This window comes from Enhydrobacter sp. (genome assembly GCF_030246845.1).
In the GTDB taxonomy this organism is placed as follows: domain Bacteria; phylum Pseudomonadota; class Alphaproteobacteria; order Reyranellales; family Reyranellaceae; genus Reyranella.
Genome location: NZ_CP126889.1, coordinates 3,927,264 through 3,943,187, shown reverse-complemented (window position 1 = coordinate 3,943,187; position 15,924 = coordinate 3,927,264). Strand labels below are relative to the sequence as shown.

Here is a 15,924-nt window from a genome sequence, read left to right as displayed (position 1 = left end):
TCTCAGGTCGCTCTGTTCTCGACGACCAGCATCCAGAGCTTGCCCGGTGTCGGCGCAAGACGGCCGCGACGGTCGATCGGATAGAGGCTCATGGTGACGCTGCTCTTCACGTTGCCGCCGACGGCCTGGATATAGCCGCCGCGGACGTCGGTCACGACATCGCAATGCCGCGCGGTGTTGTCGATGCGCCGATGCGCCATCGCCGGGCTGGCATGGCGCCAGCTCGGCCCCGCGGTGCCGTCGCAGACGAGATCGCCGGGCTTGGGTGAATATTCATCGGGAGCATGCAGAAGGAAAGCCGTGCTGCGGCCGCGGAATTCGCGATCATAAAGCGCCGCCAGATACTGGCCGTGCCGGCCGGCAACCGGGAAACTGCCGGCGCCCGATTGCCTCATGACCCAGGACACGAACGCGCCCGACCACGGTCGGCCGCGCGTGTTGCCGTTCCATTCAGGATGACCGCAGCTTCCCCAATAGTCTCCGACCCGGCTCGAAAGCGGCTCGCTATGCTCGCTGACACCGGCGCGATTGACATAGCCGCCGGCATGGCCGCCATAGACGACGGTGGAGCGCCCGAAGCGCGTCCATTCCCGCCAGGCTACCAACGCCGTCGGATCTGCCGGTGGATTGTCGGCGTAGCCGTAGCTGCGACTGGCCGAACCACCGCAGCCAGCGAGCGTAAGGGCCAGGAGAAGGATCGCTGGCAGCCACAGGCCGATACAACGGGAGGAGGGAAGATCGGCGGGCTGCCAGCAGACACGAACATCGCCGGAGGGGAGGCGTAAATTCATGCTCTACTTGCAGTTTGTATTCTAACGGACTGTTTTTATTATTTTAAATTCTAGCATAGATCGACACGAATGTCATCCTCTATCGATCTCGACCGGGTGCGAGTGCTCGAACGCCGCGGCTTTCGCGCGTGGCCGGCATTGGAAGCCCGGACGAGCGCCGGCTGGGTGCTGCGCATCGCTGGCGGCTACACAAAAAGAGCCAATTCCATCAACGCGTTAGAGCCGGAGGGACCGTTCACGGTGGAGCTGAAGGAGGCGGTGGAGCGGCCATATCGCGAGCGCGGCCTGCCGCCGATATGGCGGCTGACACCGCTGGCCCCGTCCGAGACGGATGCGGCGCTGGCGGCCGCGGGCTATCGACGGATCGAGGAAAGCCTGGTCCAGATCGCTCCTGTCGATGCGCGGTTCGTCGCCGATCCTGATGTCGTCATCACCTCCGTCCCCTCCTCCGGCTGGCTGACCCGATTCGCCGAACTGAGCCCTGTCGCGCCGGTCCATCGGCCGACCATGACCCGCATGCTGACCTCCATCGCGCCGCCCGTGGGTTTCGCCCAGGTCGAGCAGGCGGGCCGTCTCGTCGCCTTCGCGCTGGGCGTGGTCGAGGGCGACCATGTCGGCCTGTTCGACGTCCTGGTGGCGTCCGAGGCGCGACGGCAGGGACTGGCGCGGCGGCTCACGCAAAGCATCGGCGCGTGGGGCCGGACACACGGAGCGCGGTTCGCCTACCTCCAGGTCGTGGCCGCGAACGCGGCGGCGCTCCCGCTCTACGCCGGCCTCGGCTTCGAGACCGTCTACTCCTATGCCTATCGTGTGCCATAGTCGGGCCGGGAGGAACGAACGATGGCGCAATATCCCTGGGTGAAGAGCTACCCGGCCGGCGTGGCCTGGGAGATCGATATCCCGACCACGACCATCCACCAGATGTTCGAGGAAAGCTGCGCGCAATACGCCGACCGGCCGATGACCGACTTCCTCGACAAGGTGATGAGCTTTCGCGACTACAAGGAAGCCACCGACCGCGCCGCCGCCGGCTTCCAGAGACTCGGCGTGAAGCCCGGCGTGAATGTCGGCCTCTACCTGCCGAACACGCCGCACTATCTGATCGCCTTCTTCGGCGTCCTCAAGGCTGGCGGGCGGGTGGTGAACTACAGTCCGCTCGACGCCGCTCGCGAGCTCGAGTTCAAGATCGGCGATTCGGAGACCGATATCCTGGTGACGCTCGACGTTGCCGCGCTCTATCCGAAGATGGCTGCGATGCGCGGCAAGACGCGGCTCAGGAAGCTGATCGTGGGCTCGATCGCCGACTACCTGCCGTTCCCAAAGAACTGGCTTTACCCGATCGCCAAAAAGAAGGAGATCTCGCCCTGGCCGCGTGACGACTGGCACATGTCCTTCAAGGACCTGCTGGCCAACGACGGCAAGCACACGGCCCATCCCGCGCCGCAGAACCTGTGGGACGAGGTGGCCCTGCTGCAATATACCGGCGGCACGACCGGCCTGCCGAAGGCTGCGATGCTGACGCACGGCTGCGTTATCTCGGCCATGGCGCAGGGCGAAGCCTGGACAACGCCCTACACCACGCCCGGCACCGAGAAGGTCGTCTGCGTGCTGCCGCTGTTCCACATCTATGCGCTTTCCGGAATCATGCTGGGCGCGGTGCGCAACGGCAATCAGCTCCTGCTTTACCCTCGTCCCGACATCGACCTGATCGTCGAGGATCTGACGCGCAAGAGGCCGACGTTCCTGCCCGGCGTGCCGACCTTGTTCACGGCCATCAACAAGCACCCCAGGGCGCAAAATCTCGACCTGAAGGCGCTCAAGATCTGCATGTCGGGCGGTGCGCCGTTGCCGGTCGAGGTGCAGCAGAGCTTCGAGAAGCTCACCGGCGCGACGCTGATCGAAGGTTACGGTCTCACCGAATCCTCGCCGACCGGCGCGATCTGCCCGATCGACCGGAGCGTGCGGCGGCCGGGCTCGTGCGGCGTGCCCATGCCCGGCACGCTGATCGAAATTCGCGACATGGAGGCTCCCGACCGCGTCCTGCCGCCCGGCAAGGAGCATGTCGGCGAGGTCTGCATCATCGGCCCGCAGATCATGAAGGGCTATTGGAAGAAGCCGGAAGAGACGGCCAAGGTCCTGTTCGACCACCCGGAGAGCCAGTGGAAGGGCCTGCGCACGGGCGACATGGGCTACATGGACGCCGACGGCTGGCTCTATCTCGTCGACCGTTCCAAGGACCTCATCATCTCCTCGGGCTACAACGTCTATCCGCGCATGATCGAGGAGGCGGTCTACGAGCATCCCGCGGTCGACGAGTGCATCGTGATCGGCATCCCCGATCCCTATCGGCAGGAGGCGCCCAAGGTGTTCGTGAAGCTGAAGCCGGGCGCCTCGCTCACCTTCGAGGAGCTGAAAGGGCACCTCGAGGGCAAGATCGGCAAGCACGAGATGCCGGTCGCTTTCGAGATCCGTCCCGAGCTGCCCAAGACTCCCGTGGGCAAGCTCTCCAAGAAGGAGCTGAAGGAGGAGGAACGGGCCAAGGCCACCGCAAGGGCGGCATGAATGGAGGGCCGTCGCGGCTTCCTGCTCGGTGGCGCCGGGCTGATCCTCGGCGGCTGCTTCGAGAGCTCATGCTACGAGTCCAATCCCCAGCAGAAGAAGTTCGTGGGCGATCTTGCGGCGATCGCCAAGCCGGCGATGGCTTCCAACAATCCGCTGGCCATCGAGGATGCCGTCAAGCGCAGCCTGACGCTGGCGGAGGCGATCGGTGCTTTCACCGACTGGTGCGGGACCTTGAGGACGATCGACGGCAACGCCCAGAACGTCGCCGTGACGATCGAGGTCGGGCCGCAGATTTCGCTCTACGCCTTCAACGACTGGGCTTTGGCCATGGCCGGCGCCTTCGCCGACCTCTTCTCGACACGATCCCGCGAGGCGCCGCCGCCCGGTCTTTCCGAGCAGGCGGTGGGAGCGCTAAAAACCTTCCGGCTCGGCCAGCACGTGCAGCTCTCCGGACGGATGGGCGCCATCGCCGGGTCCGGTCTGTTCGATCTCTCGCGCTTGTTCGGCAAGAGCGATTCGGGCAATCGCGCGTTCCTGCAGTCGCCGCGCTTCGTGGCGCGCATCGAGGCGCTTTCCGCCTCGAACAAGAAATGAAAGGACTTCGGAGTGCCGTCTTTCACGTACGAGTTCCCTTACGGCGCCAGGAAGCTGCCGATCTTCGCCGAGAACGTCGTCGCCTCCTCCCAGCAGCTCGCCGCCACCGCCGGCCTGCGCATGCTGGCCAAGGGCGGCAACGCGGTCGATGCCGCGGTTGCGGCGGCAATTGCGATCACGGTCGTCGAACCCACCATGAACGGCATCGGCGCCGACGCCTTCTGCATCCTGTGGGACGGCCAGAAGCTCGTCGGGCTGAACGCCTCGGGTCATTCGCCCGCGCTGATGACGCCGGACCAGTATGCAGGCCAGCCCAAGATGCCCAGCACCGGCTGGGGCAGCGTCACGACACCTGGCGCGGTGTCGCTCTGGATGGAACTGCACGGACGCTACGGCAAGCTGCCGTTCGCCGACCTGTTCGAGCCTGGCATCAAGTATGCGCATGACGGCTTTCGCGTCTCCTATATGATCGCGCGCCAGTGGGACCGGGCGATCGAGCGGCTGAAGGGCGAGGAGAGCTGGGTCAAGGCCTTCCTGCCCCATGGACGCGCGCCCAAGCCGGGCGAGCTCTGGAAGTTTCCCGATCAGGCGCGAACGCTCACGAAGATCGCCGAAAGCAAGGGCGAGGCCTTCTATCGTGGCGAGCTCGCCGACGCGATGGACAGGTACGCGCGCGAGACCGGCGGCGCGCTGCGCAAGAAGGATCTCGCCGAGCACAGGCCCGACTGGGTCGATCCGATCGGCCTCGGCTATCGCGGCACGACGCTGCACGAAATCCCGCCGTCGGGCCAGGGCATCGCCGCCTGCATGGCCCTCGGCATCCTCGAGAATTTCGATCTCGCCGGCCACGACTGCGACGGACCCGAAGTGGCGCATCTCAGGATCGAGGCAATGAAGCTCGCCTTCGCCGACATCTGGCGCTACGTGGCCGATCCGCGCTTTATGGAGGTGACGCCACGGCAGATGCTCGACAAGGCGTACCTGAAAAGCCGCGCCAAGCTGATCGATCCGAAGAAGGCGAAGGACTTCGGTCCAGGCACACCGAAGGACGGCGGCACGATCTATCTCGGCACGGCCGACGCTTCGGGCATGATGGTGTCGCTGATCCAGTCGAACTACACCGGTTTCGGCTCGGGCATCGTCGTGCCCGGCACCGGCATTGCCCTGCAGAACCGGGCGACCGGATTCGTCACGACCAAGGGCCATCCCAACGAGGTCGGCCCGCTCAAGCGGCCGTTCCACACCATCATTCCCGCCTTCATCACCAAGGACGGCAAGCCGGTCGCGACATTCGGCCTGATGGGCGGCGCCATGCAGCCGCAGGGCCACATGCAGGTCTTCTCGCGCATCGTCGACTACGGCCAGAACCCGCAGGCGGCGATCGACGGGCCGCGCTGGCGTGTCCACGAGGTCGACAGGACGGTGTGGCTCGAGGACCATATGCCCGCCGACACGGCCGCCGGCCTCGAAGCGCGCGGCCACAAGCTCACGCGCACCCAATGGCCGAGCTTCGACTTCGGCTCGAGCCAGATCATCTGGCGCTTTCCCGACGGCGGACCCTACCTCGGCGCCTCGGAGAGCCGCCGCGACGGCGCCGCAGTCGGATTCTAGCTAACGGCGCCTCACAGCCCGCCGCGATAGTTGGGCGCCTCGCGCATGATCTCGACATCGTGCACGTGGCTCTCGCGCAGACCCGAGCCGGTGATGCGCAGGAACTGCCGCCGGGTCTGCATCTCCCTGATGGTGCCGTTGCCGGTATAGCCCATCGCCGCCCGCAGGCCGCCCGCGAGCTGGTGGATGATGTTGCCGACCGGTCCCTTGTAGGGAACGCGGCCTTCGATGCCCTCGGGCACCAGCTTCAGCGTGCTCTCCACCTCGGCCTGGAAGTAGCGGTCGGCGGAGCCGCGGGCCATGGCACCGATCGATCCCATGCCACGGTAGGACTTGTAGGAGCGGCCCTGGTAGAGCATCACCTCGCCCGGCGCCTCGTCGGTGCCGGCGAGCAATGAGCCGATCATCGCGCAGTCGGCGCCGGCGGCGATCGCCTTGGCGAGGTCGCCCGAATACTTGATTCCGCCGTCGCCGATCGCCGGCACGCCGGCGGAGTGGCAGATCTCGGATGCTTCCATGATCGCCGTGAGCTGCGGCACGCCCACGCCCGCCACCATGCGGGTGGTGCAGATCGAGCCCGGCCCGATGCCGATCTTCACGGCATCGGCGCCGGCATCGATCAGGGCCCGCGCGCCCTCGGCCGTCGCGACGTTGCCCGCCATCACCTGGCAGTAGTTGCTGAGCTTCTTCACCCGTGTCACCGCCTCGAGCACGCCCTTCGAATGGCCGTGCGCGGTGTCGACCACGATCACGTCGACCTCGGCGTCGATCAGGAGTTGCGCGCGGCGCAGACCGTCCTCGCCGACGCCGGTGGCAGCGGCAGCGCGCAATCGGCCCTTCTCGTCCTTGCTGGCGCCAGGGAAGCGGTTGGCCTTCTCGATGTCCTTCACCGTGATCAGGCCAATGCAGCGATACTCGGCATCGACCACCAGCAGCTTCTCGATGCGGCGCTGATGGAGAAGCTTCTTCGCCTCCTCCGAGCTCACTCCTTCGTGCACCGTGACCAGCTTCTCCTTGGTCATCAGCGCGCTCACAGGCATGGTGTTGTCGGTGGCGAAGCGCACGTCGCGGTTGGTCAGGATGCCGGCAAGCTTGCCGCTGCCGCGCTCGACCACGGGGATGCCGGAGATCTGGTGTGTCGCCATCAGCGCGAGCGCATCGGCCAGCGTCTGCTCGGGATGGATGGTGACCGGATTCACCACCATGCCGGATTCGAACTTCTTGACCTTGCGGACCTCGTTGGCTTGTGCCGCCGGCTCGAGATTCTTGTGGATGACGCCGATGCCGCCGGCCTGGGCCATGGCGATCGCCATCGGCGCTTCGGTGACCGTGTCCATCGCCGCCGACATCAGGGGAATGCCGAGCTCGATGGTGCGCGTAAGCCGCGTTCGTATATCTGTCTGGCCGGGAAGCACCGCCGAGGCGGCGGGCTTCAGGAGCACATCGTCGAAAGTGAGCGCTTCCTGAATCTGCATGCCAACCTCCGCACCGGATACTAAAAAGGCGGCCCGCTGGGAGGGGGCCGCCGGGTTGGCGAGCCTTTATACACATTGGCGGCTGCAAACCAAGTGCGGATCGCGGAGGAAACACCCTTTTCCGAGGCCGGCGCGCCCTATCCTGAAGATTGCGTGCGCAAGGGCCTGGCGGAAATACAAATAGCCAAGGGAGAGCGCATTACCCCCGAAAGCCCGTTCCGACGACATACATCTCCGCCGAATCGGCCCGGCTGGCGTCGGGCTTCACGTGACGGACCTTGGCGAAATCACGCTTCAACTGCTCGAGCAGTGTGCGCTCCGTGCCGCCGCGCAGCACCTTGGCCACGAAGGCGCCGCCGGGCTTCAGGACCTGGCGCGCAAAGTCGTGCGCGGCTTCGGCGAGCGCCATGATGCGCAGATGGTCCACCTGCGGATCGCCGGTGGCCGCAGCCGCCATGTCGCTCAGCACGACATCGGCCGCCCCGCCCAGCAGGTCCGTCAGCATGGCGGGCGCGTCCTCGTCATAGAAGTCCTTGGCGACAACCGTGGCGCCGGCGACCGCCTCGACCGGCGTGAGATCGATGCCGATGACGACGCCATGGCCGCGCGCCGCCTGCACGCGTTCCACCGCGACCTGCGTCCAGCCTCCCGGTGCGGCGCCGAGATCGACCACGCGTGCGCCGGGCCTCAGGAAACGGAACTGGTCGTCGAGCTGCAACAGCTTGAAGGCGGCACGCGAACGATAGCCCCGCTTCTTCGCTTCGGCGACGTAGGGATCGTTGAGCTGGCGCTGCAGCCAGCGTTGAGAGGAGACCGTGCGCCCGCGCGCAGTCCTGACGCGCACGGTGGCGCGGCGTCCTGTCGGCCGGCTGCCGCCCTTGCCTTGGCTTGCCATGACCTCAGCGCCTGCGGCGCCAGTGAGAATCGGCCTCGCGATCGGCCTGGCGCATCAAATCCATCAGCACGCCTTCGCGCAGGCCGCGGTCGGCCACCCGCACCATCGGCGTCGGCCATTGCCGGCACACCGCCTCGAGGATGGCGCCGCCGGCGAGCGCGAGATCGGCGCGATCGTCGCCGATGCAGGGGAACATTGTCAGCTCGGCGACGGAAAGGCGCGCGAGCTGGGCGCAGATGGCAAGGATCGCCTCGTGGGCGAGCCGCGAGCCGTCCACTGTCGCGCGGTGATAGCGCTTCAGGCCGAGATGGTGGGCGCTGATGGTCGTGACCGTGCCGGATACGCCGATCATCTGAACGTCGCCGCGCGCCACCGCGCGGCCGATCCCGTGGCGGGCGCAGAACGGACGCAGCGACTGGCGAATGCGCTCGACCATGGCGTCGTAGCAGGCGCGGCCCATCGGCTGCTCGCGCGACTGGCCGCCCGCGCAGGCCTCGGTCAATGTGACGACGCCCCAGGGGACGGAGGTCATGTCGATCAGCTCGGTGACGACGGCGTCGCTGTCCTTGCGGCGGCCCAGCACCTGAAGCCAGCAGACTTCGGTCGAGCCGCCGCCGATATCCACCAGCAGGCCGTAGGGGATCTCGGGATCGAGCAGGTTCTCGCAGCTCGCGAGCGCCAGCCGCGCCTCCTCCGATGGCGAGATGACCTCGAGGCAGAGCCCGGTGCGATCTTTCACGAGAGCCAGGAAATCGAGGCCGTTGCAGGCCCGGCGACAGGCTTCGGTGGCGATGTGGCGGGCGCGCGTCACGCCGTTGCGCTCGATCTTGGTCGCGCAGACGAGAAGCGCCTCGAGCGTGCGCTCGATGGCGTCGCCGCATAGCGCGCCGTTCAGCGCCACTCCTTCCCCCAGCCGGACCGGCCGGGAATAGGCGTCGACGATCTCGAATCCCGAGACCGACGCCCTCGCCACCAGAAGCCGGCAATTGTTGGTGCCGAGGTCGATGGCGGCGAAAGTGTGCGCGAAACGGCCGCTGTGCCAGCCCCCCTTTGGCGTGGCGTCCCCGGCCATTCGGTACTCGTCTTTGTCGTTCCTTGTGACGATGGTACCCGAGGAAACGGCCGGGAGCGAGCCGCTTGCCAAGCGCGCCGGGCATCGCTAAATCCCAGCCGCCGATGGCGCTTGGTCCCGGCCTGAGCCCTGATTGGGGGATAGTTTAACGGTAGAACAACCGGCTCTGACCCGGTTAGTCTAGGTTCGAATCCTGGTCCCCCAGCCAACCACCTGTACGGAATCTTCTCCACGGGTGGCCGCGAGTTATTTCCGTCGACCTTTCCGGTAGTTGTCCCCAGACGGCGTCAGTCCGTGCGCGCGTTTTCAGGCGCATTCTGCCGAAACTGCGGCCTGTCCGGCGCTTTCTCTCCGGGCCTCATTTTGGCACTTACGCAACACGATGCAGTTGCACTCGACATCGCGGCCCGAAAGCCCGCGATCGGAGCGCCACTGTGGATATGACGATTAGAGGAATCCGAAGGCGCGGCGCTGGTCGACCCAACCGACCGGAATGTTGCGCTTCATCAGATCAGCCAGGGTCAGAGAGGCTGGCTGGGTCCCATCGAGAATGGCCTGTGTGATGTTGGGCGCGAGGTAAGCCAGCTTGATCATGCTGCTGACATAGGGCCGCGAGCAGCCTTCCTGTCGCGCCAGCTCGTCCAGCGATGCGCCCTCTCGCTCAAGGCGCTGCCGCAGGTCCCGCGCCCACGCGATCGCCTTCACGAGCGAACGATCGACTCGCGCCGTGACCGCATGGCGGGAGACGATCTGTTTGCCGCCGATGGCAGCCTTCAGCACTGTCACGACGCGCAGTGATCCGGAGTCCGCCTCTGCCAATGTTTCGCGCCCCGCATCGGTCACTTTGATTCCGACGCTGTCGCGGCTGATCACGATACGGTCGACCAACTGCTTGAGGCGGATGCGCTTCTGCTCGGTGGAGGAGGTCGACCACGCCTTCCGCTGCAGCTGCGGCAGCGCTTCGCAGAGGGTTCGATCAACGATGGACTCAATGGCCTCGGCCGACACCCGCCGAACGGATCCCGCTTCGTCCGGCTGCCCCTGCAACAGCGCCTGGCTGACATAGTAGCGGTAACGCCGCCCCGTCGCCTTGCGACTGTGCGACGGGCTCATCAGATGGCCCCGATCGTCATACAGGAATCCGGCCAGGAGAGAAGGTTCGGTGGCTCCGGCGGTTCGATGCCCGCTCCGGCGGTTGCCGGTCAGCATCGCCTGGACCTGATCCCATAGCGCCTGCGGTACGATCGCCGGATGCTGGCCCTCGTACGTTGCCCCGCGATGGGCGATGCGGCCGACATAGAGCGGATTGCGCAGCAGGTAGTAGAGCGCGCCGCGGCTATAGCCCACCCCACCCTTCTTCCTGCCGCTGCCCGAGACCCAGGCCTTGCTGACGATGCTCTGCCGCTGGAGCTCGGCCTGCACGGCAGAGACCGTGCCGAGCTCGAGATACCGCTGGAAGATGGATCGGACGGTCTCGGCCTCCCGCTCGTTGATGACGAGCTGGCGGTCCCGCAGGTCGTAGCCCAGCGGCAGGTTGCCGCCCATCCACATGCCCTTGCGCTTGGAGGCCGCGATCTTGTCGCGGATGCGCTCGCCCGTGACCTCGCGCTCGAACTGGGCGAAGGAAAGCAGCACGTTCAGCGTCAGCCGCCCCATCGAGGTCGTCGTGTTGAACTGCTGGGTGATCGAGACGAACGACGCTCCCTGCCGGTCCAAGGTCTCGACGATGCGGGCGAAGTCCGCCAGCGACCGGGTCAGCCGGTCGATCTTGTAGACGACGATGACATCGACCAGCCCCTGCCGCAGATCGGCCAGCAATCGCTGAACGGCTGGCCGCTCCATCGTGCCGCCGGAGAAGCCGCCGTCGTCGTAGGCGGCCTTCACCAGTTTCCAACCCTCATGGGCCTGACTCTTGATATAGGCCTCACAGGCCTCCCGTTGGGCGTCGAGGGAGTTAAAAGCCTGCTCCAGCCCCTCCTCCGACGACTTCCGGGTATAGATCGCGCAGCGCTTGATCCTGGGACTCACGGCCCTGCCTTCTTCAGGCCGAAGAACAGGGGTCCCGACCAGCGGGTGCCGGTGATGCGGCGGGCCACTTCCGACAAGGAAATGAAGCGCTCGCCGCGATGGTTAAAACCCTGGTCCGTCACCTGGACCTGGTGCAGCACCCCCTGCCAGCTCCGCGTCAGCACCAGGCCAGGCTTGAGGGGGCGCCGGGGCATCGGCTTATGCTGCGGATCGGCCTTGAAGGACTGATGCAGGCGCCGCAGCCGGCGTTGGGTCTCCGCCGGTAGATCGCCCAACGCTCTCGCCTGCAGCTCATAGGCCAGGCGGCGACGCAGCAGGTGGGCGCCATGGTTCACCGGCACCGCCCCCAGCACCGGACCGCAGAGCTTGCGCAGCTCGTCGAGGCCGAGATCCTCCAGCCGTTGGATCTCGGCCTCCAGGGCGTTCTCCTCGGATCGCATGACCCCGCACTCAGGCAGCAATCCGATAGACCCGTTGCCCGTCCTCCCGCTTGTCGCTACTGATGGTGAGCCCTTGCTTCTTTTTCAGCGTGGCCGACATCGCGCCGCGCACGCTATGGGCCTGCCAGCCGATCGAGGTGCTGATCTGGTCGAGCGTCGCCCCCTCCGGCCGGCGCAGCAGCGCTTCCAGTTGTGCGAGTTTGGTTGTGCCAGCAGCAACCCGCCCTAGCCTCTTCTTTGAGGCCTTTCTTCCACTAGGGGCCTTGGTGGTGGTCTTCTTCCGCTTGCTCATCGCGTGCTCCATCTGGTGACCGGCGTCACTGCCGGCCTCCCATGCACGCTTGCTGTGCCAATGTGCTCTGAGCCCCTGAAAGTCAGCCGGTTGGAAGTGTAGAGTCCGCGCTTGGAGAGGAGCGGACGATGAAGAAGAGCCGGTTTACGGAGGAGAAGATCATCGAGATCCTGCGGCAGCATGCGGCAGGCGGGAAGACTGGCGAGGTGTGCCGCCAGCACGGGATTAGCGAAGCGACGCTGTACAACTGGAAGACCAAGTACGGCACGATGACGGTGTCGGAGGCTCGGCGGCTGCGTCAGCTCGAGGAGGAGAACCGCAAGCTGAAGAAGCTGCTGGCCGAGGCGATGCTGGACAACGCCGCCTTGAAGGACATCGCCTCGGGAAACTTCTGAAGCCTGCGGCACGGCGACGGGCGGTGCAGCACACGATGACGGCGCACAGCCTGAGCCAGCGGCGCGCCTGCGGGCTTCTGGGGATGGATCGCACCAGCTTCCGGTATCGATCGACCAGGCCGGACGACACGGCGGTTCGAGAGCGCCTGCGTGCCCTGGCGGCCGAGCGGCGGCGGTTTGGCTATCGGCGCTTGCAGTGGTTGCTGGAGCGCGAGGGGGTGCGGATGAACCACAAGCGCTTCCGCAGGCTCTACCGCGAGGAGAAGCTGCAGGTGCGGCGCCGGCGGGGCCGTCGGCGGGCGATTGGCGTTCGGGCGCCGTTGACGCTGCCGCAGGGTCCCAACCAGCGCTGGTCGCTCGACTTCGTGGCCGACCAGCTCACCAGCGGGCGGCGCTTCCGCATCCTGACCGTGGTCGACGACTTCACCAAGGAAGCGCTGGCGACGGTGACCATAGCCGACCTTATAGTCATTCATTCTCATCTCCCGGCTTCGCCGGTTGGATGGCGCGGGTATCGTCGTTGTCGGCCCAGCGAACCTCGAGTCTGCGCTTCGTCCGGCGGCTGGCGAACTTCTCCCATTTGAGAAGCACGTTGCGGGCACGGATGTCCCCGTCCATGCTCTTCAGCCAGAGCTGAAAGGCAATTGCGTCGATCGTCGGAAGATTCGTTTGCACACCGTTCAGGATCATGGAGCGTTGGCGCATGAGCAGCCGATCGAAGATGGCAATGGTGCTTTCCGGCACCCGGCGCCGGCGACGCTTTTTCGGCCGGCGCGGTCGATCGTTTCCGCCCTGAGGAGGATTTTTAGGGGGGTTGTCGGAGTCATCGACCGACATCGACACCTCCCCGCTCCCGCCGAACCTCCTCGAAGGTCTTGCCGCTGGCGTGCACCGCGGTGTGCCCGGTCATGCGCTGCCAGCGCAGGATCGCGGTGTCGACATAGAGCGGATCGAGCTCGAGGCCATAGCCGCGCCGACCGGTACGTTCGGCCGCAATGATGGTGGTGCCGCTGCCGCAGAAGGGATCCAGGACGATCTCGTCGCGGGCAGTGACGTCGAGGATAGCATCCGACACCATGGCCAACGGCTTGACGGTGGGGTGCAGATCCAGCCCTCGAACCTGACCGCGGCGCGCGAAGCTGTTCATGCCGGGGTAGTTCCAGACGTTGGTGCGCGTGCGCCCGAACTTGCCGAGCTGGACATTGTTGCGGCGTCGCACACCAGGCCTGCCAAGAGAGTGTCGTAGCTCGACGTCTCTAGCGCACTGGCACACAGGATATGATTGCGGCCAAGCCGCCACAGGTCGCCTGGCCTTGAGACGGGCTCGCCGTTCGGCACCTCGACGTCGTCGTCCGCGTCGGTCTCTTCGGGCGGGTCCAACGACTGGATCCGAAGTTCGATCTCCGGCGTCTCGAAGCCGGTAACTTCAATATCAAAGGTAAGGGCGATCCCGCATAGCCTCTTGAGGGCTTTTGCCAGCTTTGGATCATCCCAGCCAGCGAGCTCGGCGAGCCGATTGTCGGCAATAATGTAGGCCTCGATCTGCTCTGGAGTGAGATGACCTAGGCGCACCACGAGTACTTCTTCCACGCCAAGCATTTTCAACGCTTCGTAGCGCAGTTCGCCCGCTACGATCATGCCGAACGCGTCGATCAAGATCGGCGCGTTGTAGCCAAGCTGGCTAAGGCTTCGCGCCATGGCCCGGCGCTGTTGGCGGCTATGAGACCGGGGATTTCCCGGATTTGGACGGATTGCAGTGATCCGTACGATTTCAGGGCGCCCCTGAGGAATGACGCCATCCGTCGCTGCAAAATGGTATTTGGGGGCGGGATTCAATCGTTTGGACACAGCAGCCGCACCTCACGGGTTTTGTTGCCCGTGATTTAGCCGTGCGCCGACGGCGCAGATGCCCAACCAAAGTGACTGCGGTTAGAGCGGAGATTTGGCTAAGGCAGCAGCGACGGCTTCGGGTTCGGGCCTTCTCAACCCGGCAAGCTCCAAAGCACCACAAACAACCAAAACAAAGGGGCCGCCTTTGGCCCGAGAAACCTTTTTATTGTGATATTTCTTCTGATGGTCGGCAGCTCTGACCGCCTCTTCGACGTATCGAGCGAGATAGCGCGCCGGCCAATGCCACTCGGCGCCATGCCTTTCCCCGGCCAACGGGTTTGCCGGGGCGAGCAACTCGTCCTTTGCCGCCTCGAGTGCCACTTGAAGCTGCTCCAAGTGCACCAAGCCTGGCAAGCGAAGCCATGGATAGTGTGTCTTGATCTGTTCTTCGACGAGCCTGGAAAAAGCCTCGAAGGTCTTCCGCCGATGACGATACGACGCAACCGCATTCTTTACGGGCGGAAGATCACAGTTGCGCACAACTGCGATGGATCGTGCCCCGAGACGTGGTGTAGCTGGCGCTGAGTCAGCACAGCGATCTTCGGCGTGAGCCGGATCGATCAGGCAGCCACAGCAGGCAGCCCGACGAGAGGATCATCGCTTACGGGGGCGATGCTTTCCAGCGTGATGTAGCGGGAGCGCTGGACGGCCCACTCGTCGTTCTGCTCGAGCAGGATGGCCCCGACGAGTCGAACGATGGCCGCTTCATTGGGGAAGATGCCGACGACCTCGGTGCGGCGCTTGATCTCGCCGTTGAGGCGCTCCAGGGGGTTGATCGAGTGCAGCTTGACCCGGTGCTGTGCCGGGAAGCTCATGTAGGCGAGCACATCGGGCTCTGCCTCGTCCATCAGGGTAGCCAGCTTGGGGACCTTGGGTCGGAGCTGATCGGCGACACGCCGCCACTGCGCACGCGCCTGCTCGGCATCGTCCTGGGCGAAGGCGGTGGCGATGAAGGCCGAGACCACGCGGCGTCCGCTTCGGCCGGCATGCGCCAAGGCGTTGCGCATGAAGTGGACGCGGCAGCGCTGCCAGGTGGCGGTGAGGATCTTGGAGATCGCTGCCTTGATACCTTCATGGGCGTCGGAGATGACCAGCTTGACGCCGCGCAAGCCGCGGCGCGTCAGCTTCCTGAGGAACGCCGTCCAGAAGGTCTCGGCTTCGGACGGGCCGATATCCATGCCCAGCACCTCGCGCCGGCCGTCGGCGTTGACGCCGACGGCGACGATGACGGCGACCGAGACGATGCGGCCGGCCTGGCGCACCTTCACGTAGGTGGCGTCGATCCACAGATAGGGCCAGTCGCCCTCGATCGGCCGGTCGAGGAAGGCCTTCACCCGCTGGTCGATCTCCTCGCACAGCCGGCTGACCTGGCTCTTGGAGATGCCGCTCATGCCCAAGGCCTTGACCAGGTCGTCGACCGATCGGGTGGAGACGCCTTGGATGTAGGCCTCCTGGATCACCGCGGTCAGGGCCTTCTCGGCCATGCGGCGCGGCTCGAGGAAGCTGGGGAAGTAGCTGCCGCGGCGCAGCTTGGGGATGCGCAGCTCCACCGTGCCGGCCCGCGTCTCCCAATCCCGGTCGCGATAGCCGTTGCGCTGGGCCAGTCGCGTGGCGCTCTTCTCGCCATGGGCGGCGCCGGTCAGCGCACCGACCTCGATCTCCATCAGGCGCTCGGCAGCAAAGGCGATCATCTCGCGCAGAACGTCAGCGTCAGGGGCCTTCTCGACAAGCGAACGCAGGTCCATCATCTCTTCGGTCATCGGTGGTTCCTCGCGTGCAGGTTGGAGCTCGCAACCAAACCCTAACCGGAAATCGCCGGTGACCCCCGCAAGGCCGCTCCCTCGCTACGGCGCCATCAAACAGCGCGCTCGCTCGCGGC

At 65.7% G+C, this 15,924-nt stretch carries 16 protein-coding genes, 1 tRNA gene and 1 pseudogene; 6 read left to right on the top strand and 12 right to left on the bottom strand.

All coding sequences use genetic code 11. The annotated features are described in order from the left end of the window. Positions 1–2: 2 nt before the first annotated feature. Positions 3–791 (bottom strand): DUF2272 domain-containing protein, encoded by a 789-nt coding sequence (locus tag OJF58_RS19690; protein ID WP_300779447.1) that lies wholly within the window; start codon positions 789–791, stop codon positions 3–5. A 69-nt stretch (positions 792–860) separates the two neighbouring features. Here OJF58_RS19690 and OJF58_RS19685 point away from each other — a divergent pair, with 69 nt between their 5' ends. From OJF58_RS19685 to OJF58_RS19670, 4 genes are read left to right on the top strand one after another with little or no spacing between them, the layout of a single operon-like run. Then, a complete protein-coding gene (locus OJF58_RS19685) occupies positions 861–1,610 on the top strand; it encodes a GNAT family N-acetyltransferase (protein WP_300779446.1) in 750 nt (249 codons plus the stop codon). 21 nt (positions 1,611–1,631) lie between these two features. After that, positions 1,632–3,353 carry a long-chain fatty acid--CoA ligase gene (locus OJF58_RS19680; protein ID WP_300779445.1) on the top strand — a complete coding sequence of 574 codons (1,722 nt, stop codon included), beginning with the start codon at positions 1,632–1,634 and terminating at the stop codon, positions 3,351–3,353. Beyond that, on the top strand, positions 3,354–3,947 hold the full coding sequence (locus OJF58_RS19675) for a hypothetical protein (protein ID WP_300779444.1): 594 nt from the start codon (positions 3,354–3,356) through the stop codon (positions 3,945–3,947). 12 nt (positions 3,948–3,959) lie between these two features. After that, complete coding sequence (locus OJF58_RS19670; protein WP_300779443.1) at positions 3,960–5,558, top strand: gamma-glutamyltransferase family protein; 1,599 nt, start codon at positions 3,960–3,962, stop codon at positions 5,556–5,558. Between the two features lie 11 nt (positions 5,559–5,569). On the opposite strand, the gene guaB is transcribed toward OJF58_RS19670, so the two are convergent. From guaB to OJF58_RS19655, 3 genes are all read right to left on the bottom strand, one after another. Then, positions 5,570–7,033, bottom strand: coding sequence for an IMP dehydrogenase (guaB, locus tag OJF58_RS19665; protein ID WP_300779442.1), 1,464 nt, complete (start codon positions 7,031–7,033; stop codon positions 5,570–5,572). Between the two features lie 199 nt (positions 7,034–7,232). Next, positions 7,233–7,928 (bottom strand): RlmE family RNA methyltransferase, encoded by a 696-nt coding sequence (locus OJF58_RS19660; RefSeq protein WP_300779441.1) that lies wholly within the window; start codon positions 7,926–7,928, stop codon positions 7,233–7,235. A 4-nt stretch (positions 7,929–7,932) separates the two neighbouring features. Beyond that, positions 7,933–9,000, bottom strand: coding sequence for a Ppx/GppA phosphatase family protein (locus tag OJF58_RS19655; protein WP_300779440.1), 1,068 nt, complete (start codon positions 8,998–9,000; stop codon positions 7,933–7,935). A gap of 134 nt (positions 9,001–9,134) precedes the next feature. On the opposite strand from OJF58_RS19655, the gene OJF58_RS19650 reads away from it, so the two are divergent. Further along, positions 9,135–9,208, top strand: a tRNA-Gln gene (locus OJF58_RS19650). A 239-nt stretch (positions 9,209–9,447) separates the two neighbouring features. Here the strand turns inward: OJF58_RS19650 and OJF58_RS19645 are convergent. Genes OJF58_RS19645 through OJF58_RS19635 form a run of 3 tightly spaced genes read right to left on the bottom strand, consistent with a single transcriptional unit; the run spans position 9,448 to position 11,760 of the window. Further along, a complete protein-coding gene (locus tag OJF58_RS19645) occupies positions 9,448–11,028 on the bottom strand; it encodes a recombinase family protein (RefSeq protein WP_300779439.1) in 1,581 nt (526 codons plus the stop codon). Further along, a complete protein-coding gene (locus OJF58_RS19640) occupies positions 11,025–11,468 on the bottom strand; it encodes a DUF2924 domain-containing protein (protein ID WP_300779438.1) in 444 nt (147 codons plus the stop codon). The genes OJF58_RS19645 and OJF58_RS19640 overlap by 4 nt, the downstream gene beginning before the upstream one ends. Positions 11,469–11,478: 10 nt before the next feature. Continuing rightward, complete coding sequence (locus OJF58_RS19635; protein ID WP_300779437.1) at positions 11,479–11,760, bottom strand: DUF3489 domain-containing protein; 282 nt, start codon at positions 11,758–11,760, stop codon at positions 11,479–11,481. 128 nt (positions 11,761–11,888) lie between these two features. Between OJF58_RS19635 and OJF58_RS19630 the strand changes: the two are divergent. Next, positions 11,889–12,604, top strand: a pseudogene (locus tag OJF58_RS19630) (IS3 family transposase); the annotation flags it as partial. A 19-nt stretch (positions 12,605–12,623) separates the two neighbouring features. Here the strand turns inward: OJF58_RS19630 and OJF58_RS19625 are convergent. From OJF58_RS19625 to OJF58_RS19605, 5 genes are all read right to left on the bottom strand, one after another. Next, positions 12,624–12,992, bottom strand: coding sequence for a hypothetical protein (locus tag OJF58_RS19625; protein ID WP_300785414.1), 369 nt, complete (start codon positions 12,990–12,992; stop codon positions 12,624–12,626). Then, positions 12,979–13,302, bottom strand: a complete 324-nt coding sequence (locus OJF58_RS19620) for a DNA methyltransferase (RefSeq protein ID WP_300779436.1) — start codon at positions 13,300–13,302, stop codon at positions 12,979–12,981. The genes OJF58_RS19625 and OJF58_RS19620 overlap by 14 nt, the downstream gene beginning before the upstream one ends. Beyond that, positions 13,299–14,003 carry a ParB/Srx family N-terminal domain-containing protein gene (locus OJF58_RS19615; protein ID WP_300779435.1) on the bottom strand — a complete coding sequence of 235 codons (705 nt, stop codon included), beginning with the start codon at positions 14,001–14,003 and terminating at the stop codon, positions 13,299–13,301. The genes OJF58_RS19620 and OJF58_RS19615 overlap by 4 nt, the downstream gene beginning before the upstream one ends. Positions 14,004–14,084: 81 nt before the next feature. Beyond that, positions 14,085–14,366 carry a hypothetical protein gene (locus OJF58_RS19610; RefSeq protein WP_300779434.1) on the bottom strand — a complete coding sequence of 94 codons (282 nt, stop codon included), beginning with the start codon at positions 14,364–14,366 and terminating at the stop codon, positions 14,085–14,087. Positions 14,367–14,605: 239 nt separating this feature from the next. After that, entirely contained in the window at positions 14,606–15,805 is a 1,200-nt protein-coding gene (locus tag OJF58_RS19605) for an IS256 family transposase (protein ID WP_300779380.1), read from the bottom strand. Positions 15,806–15,924: the final 119 nt, after the last annotated feature.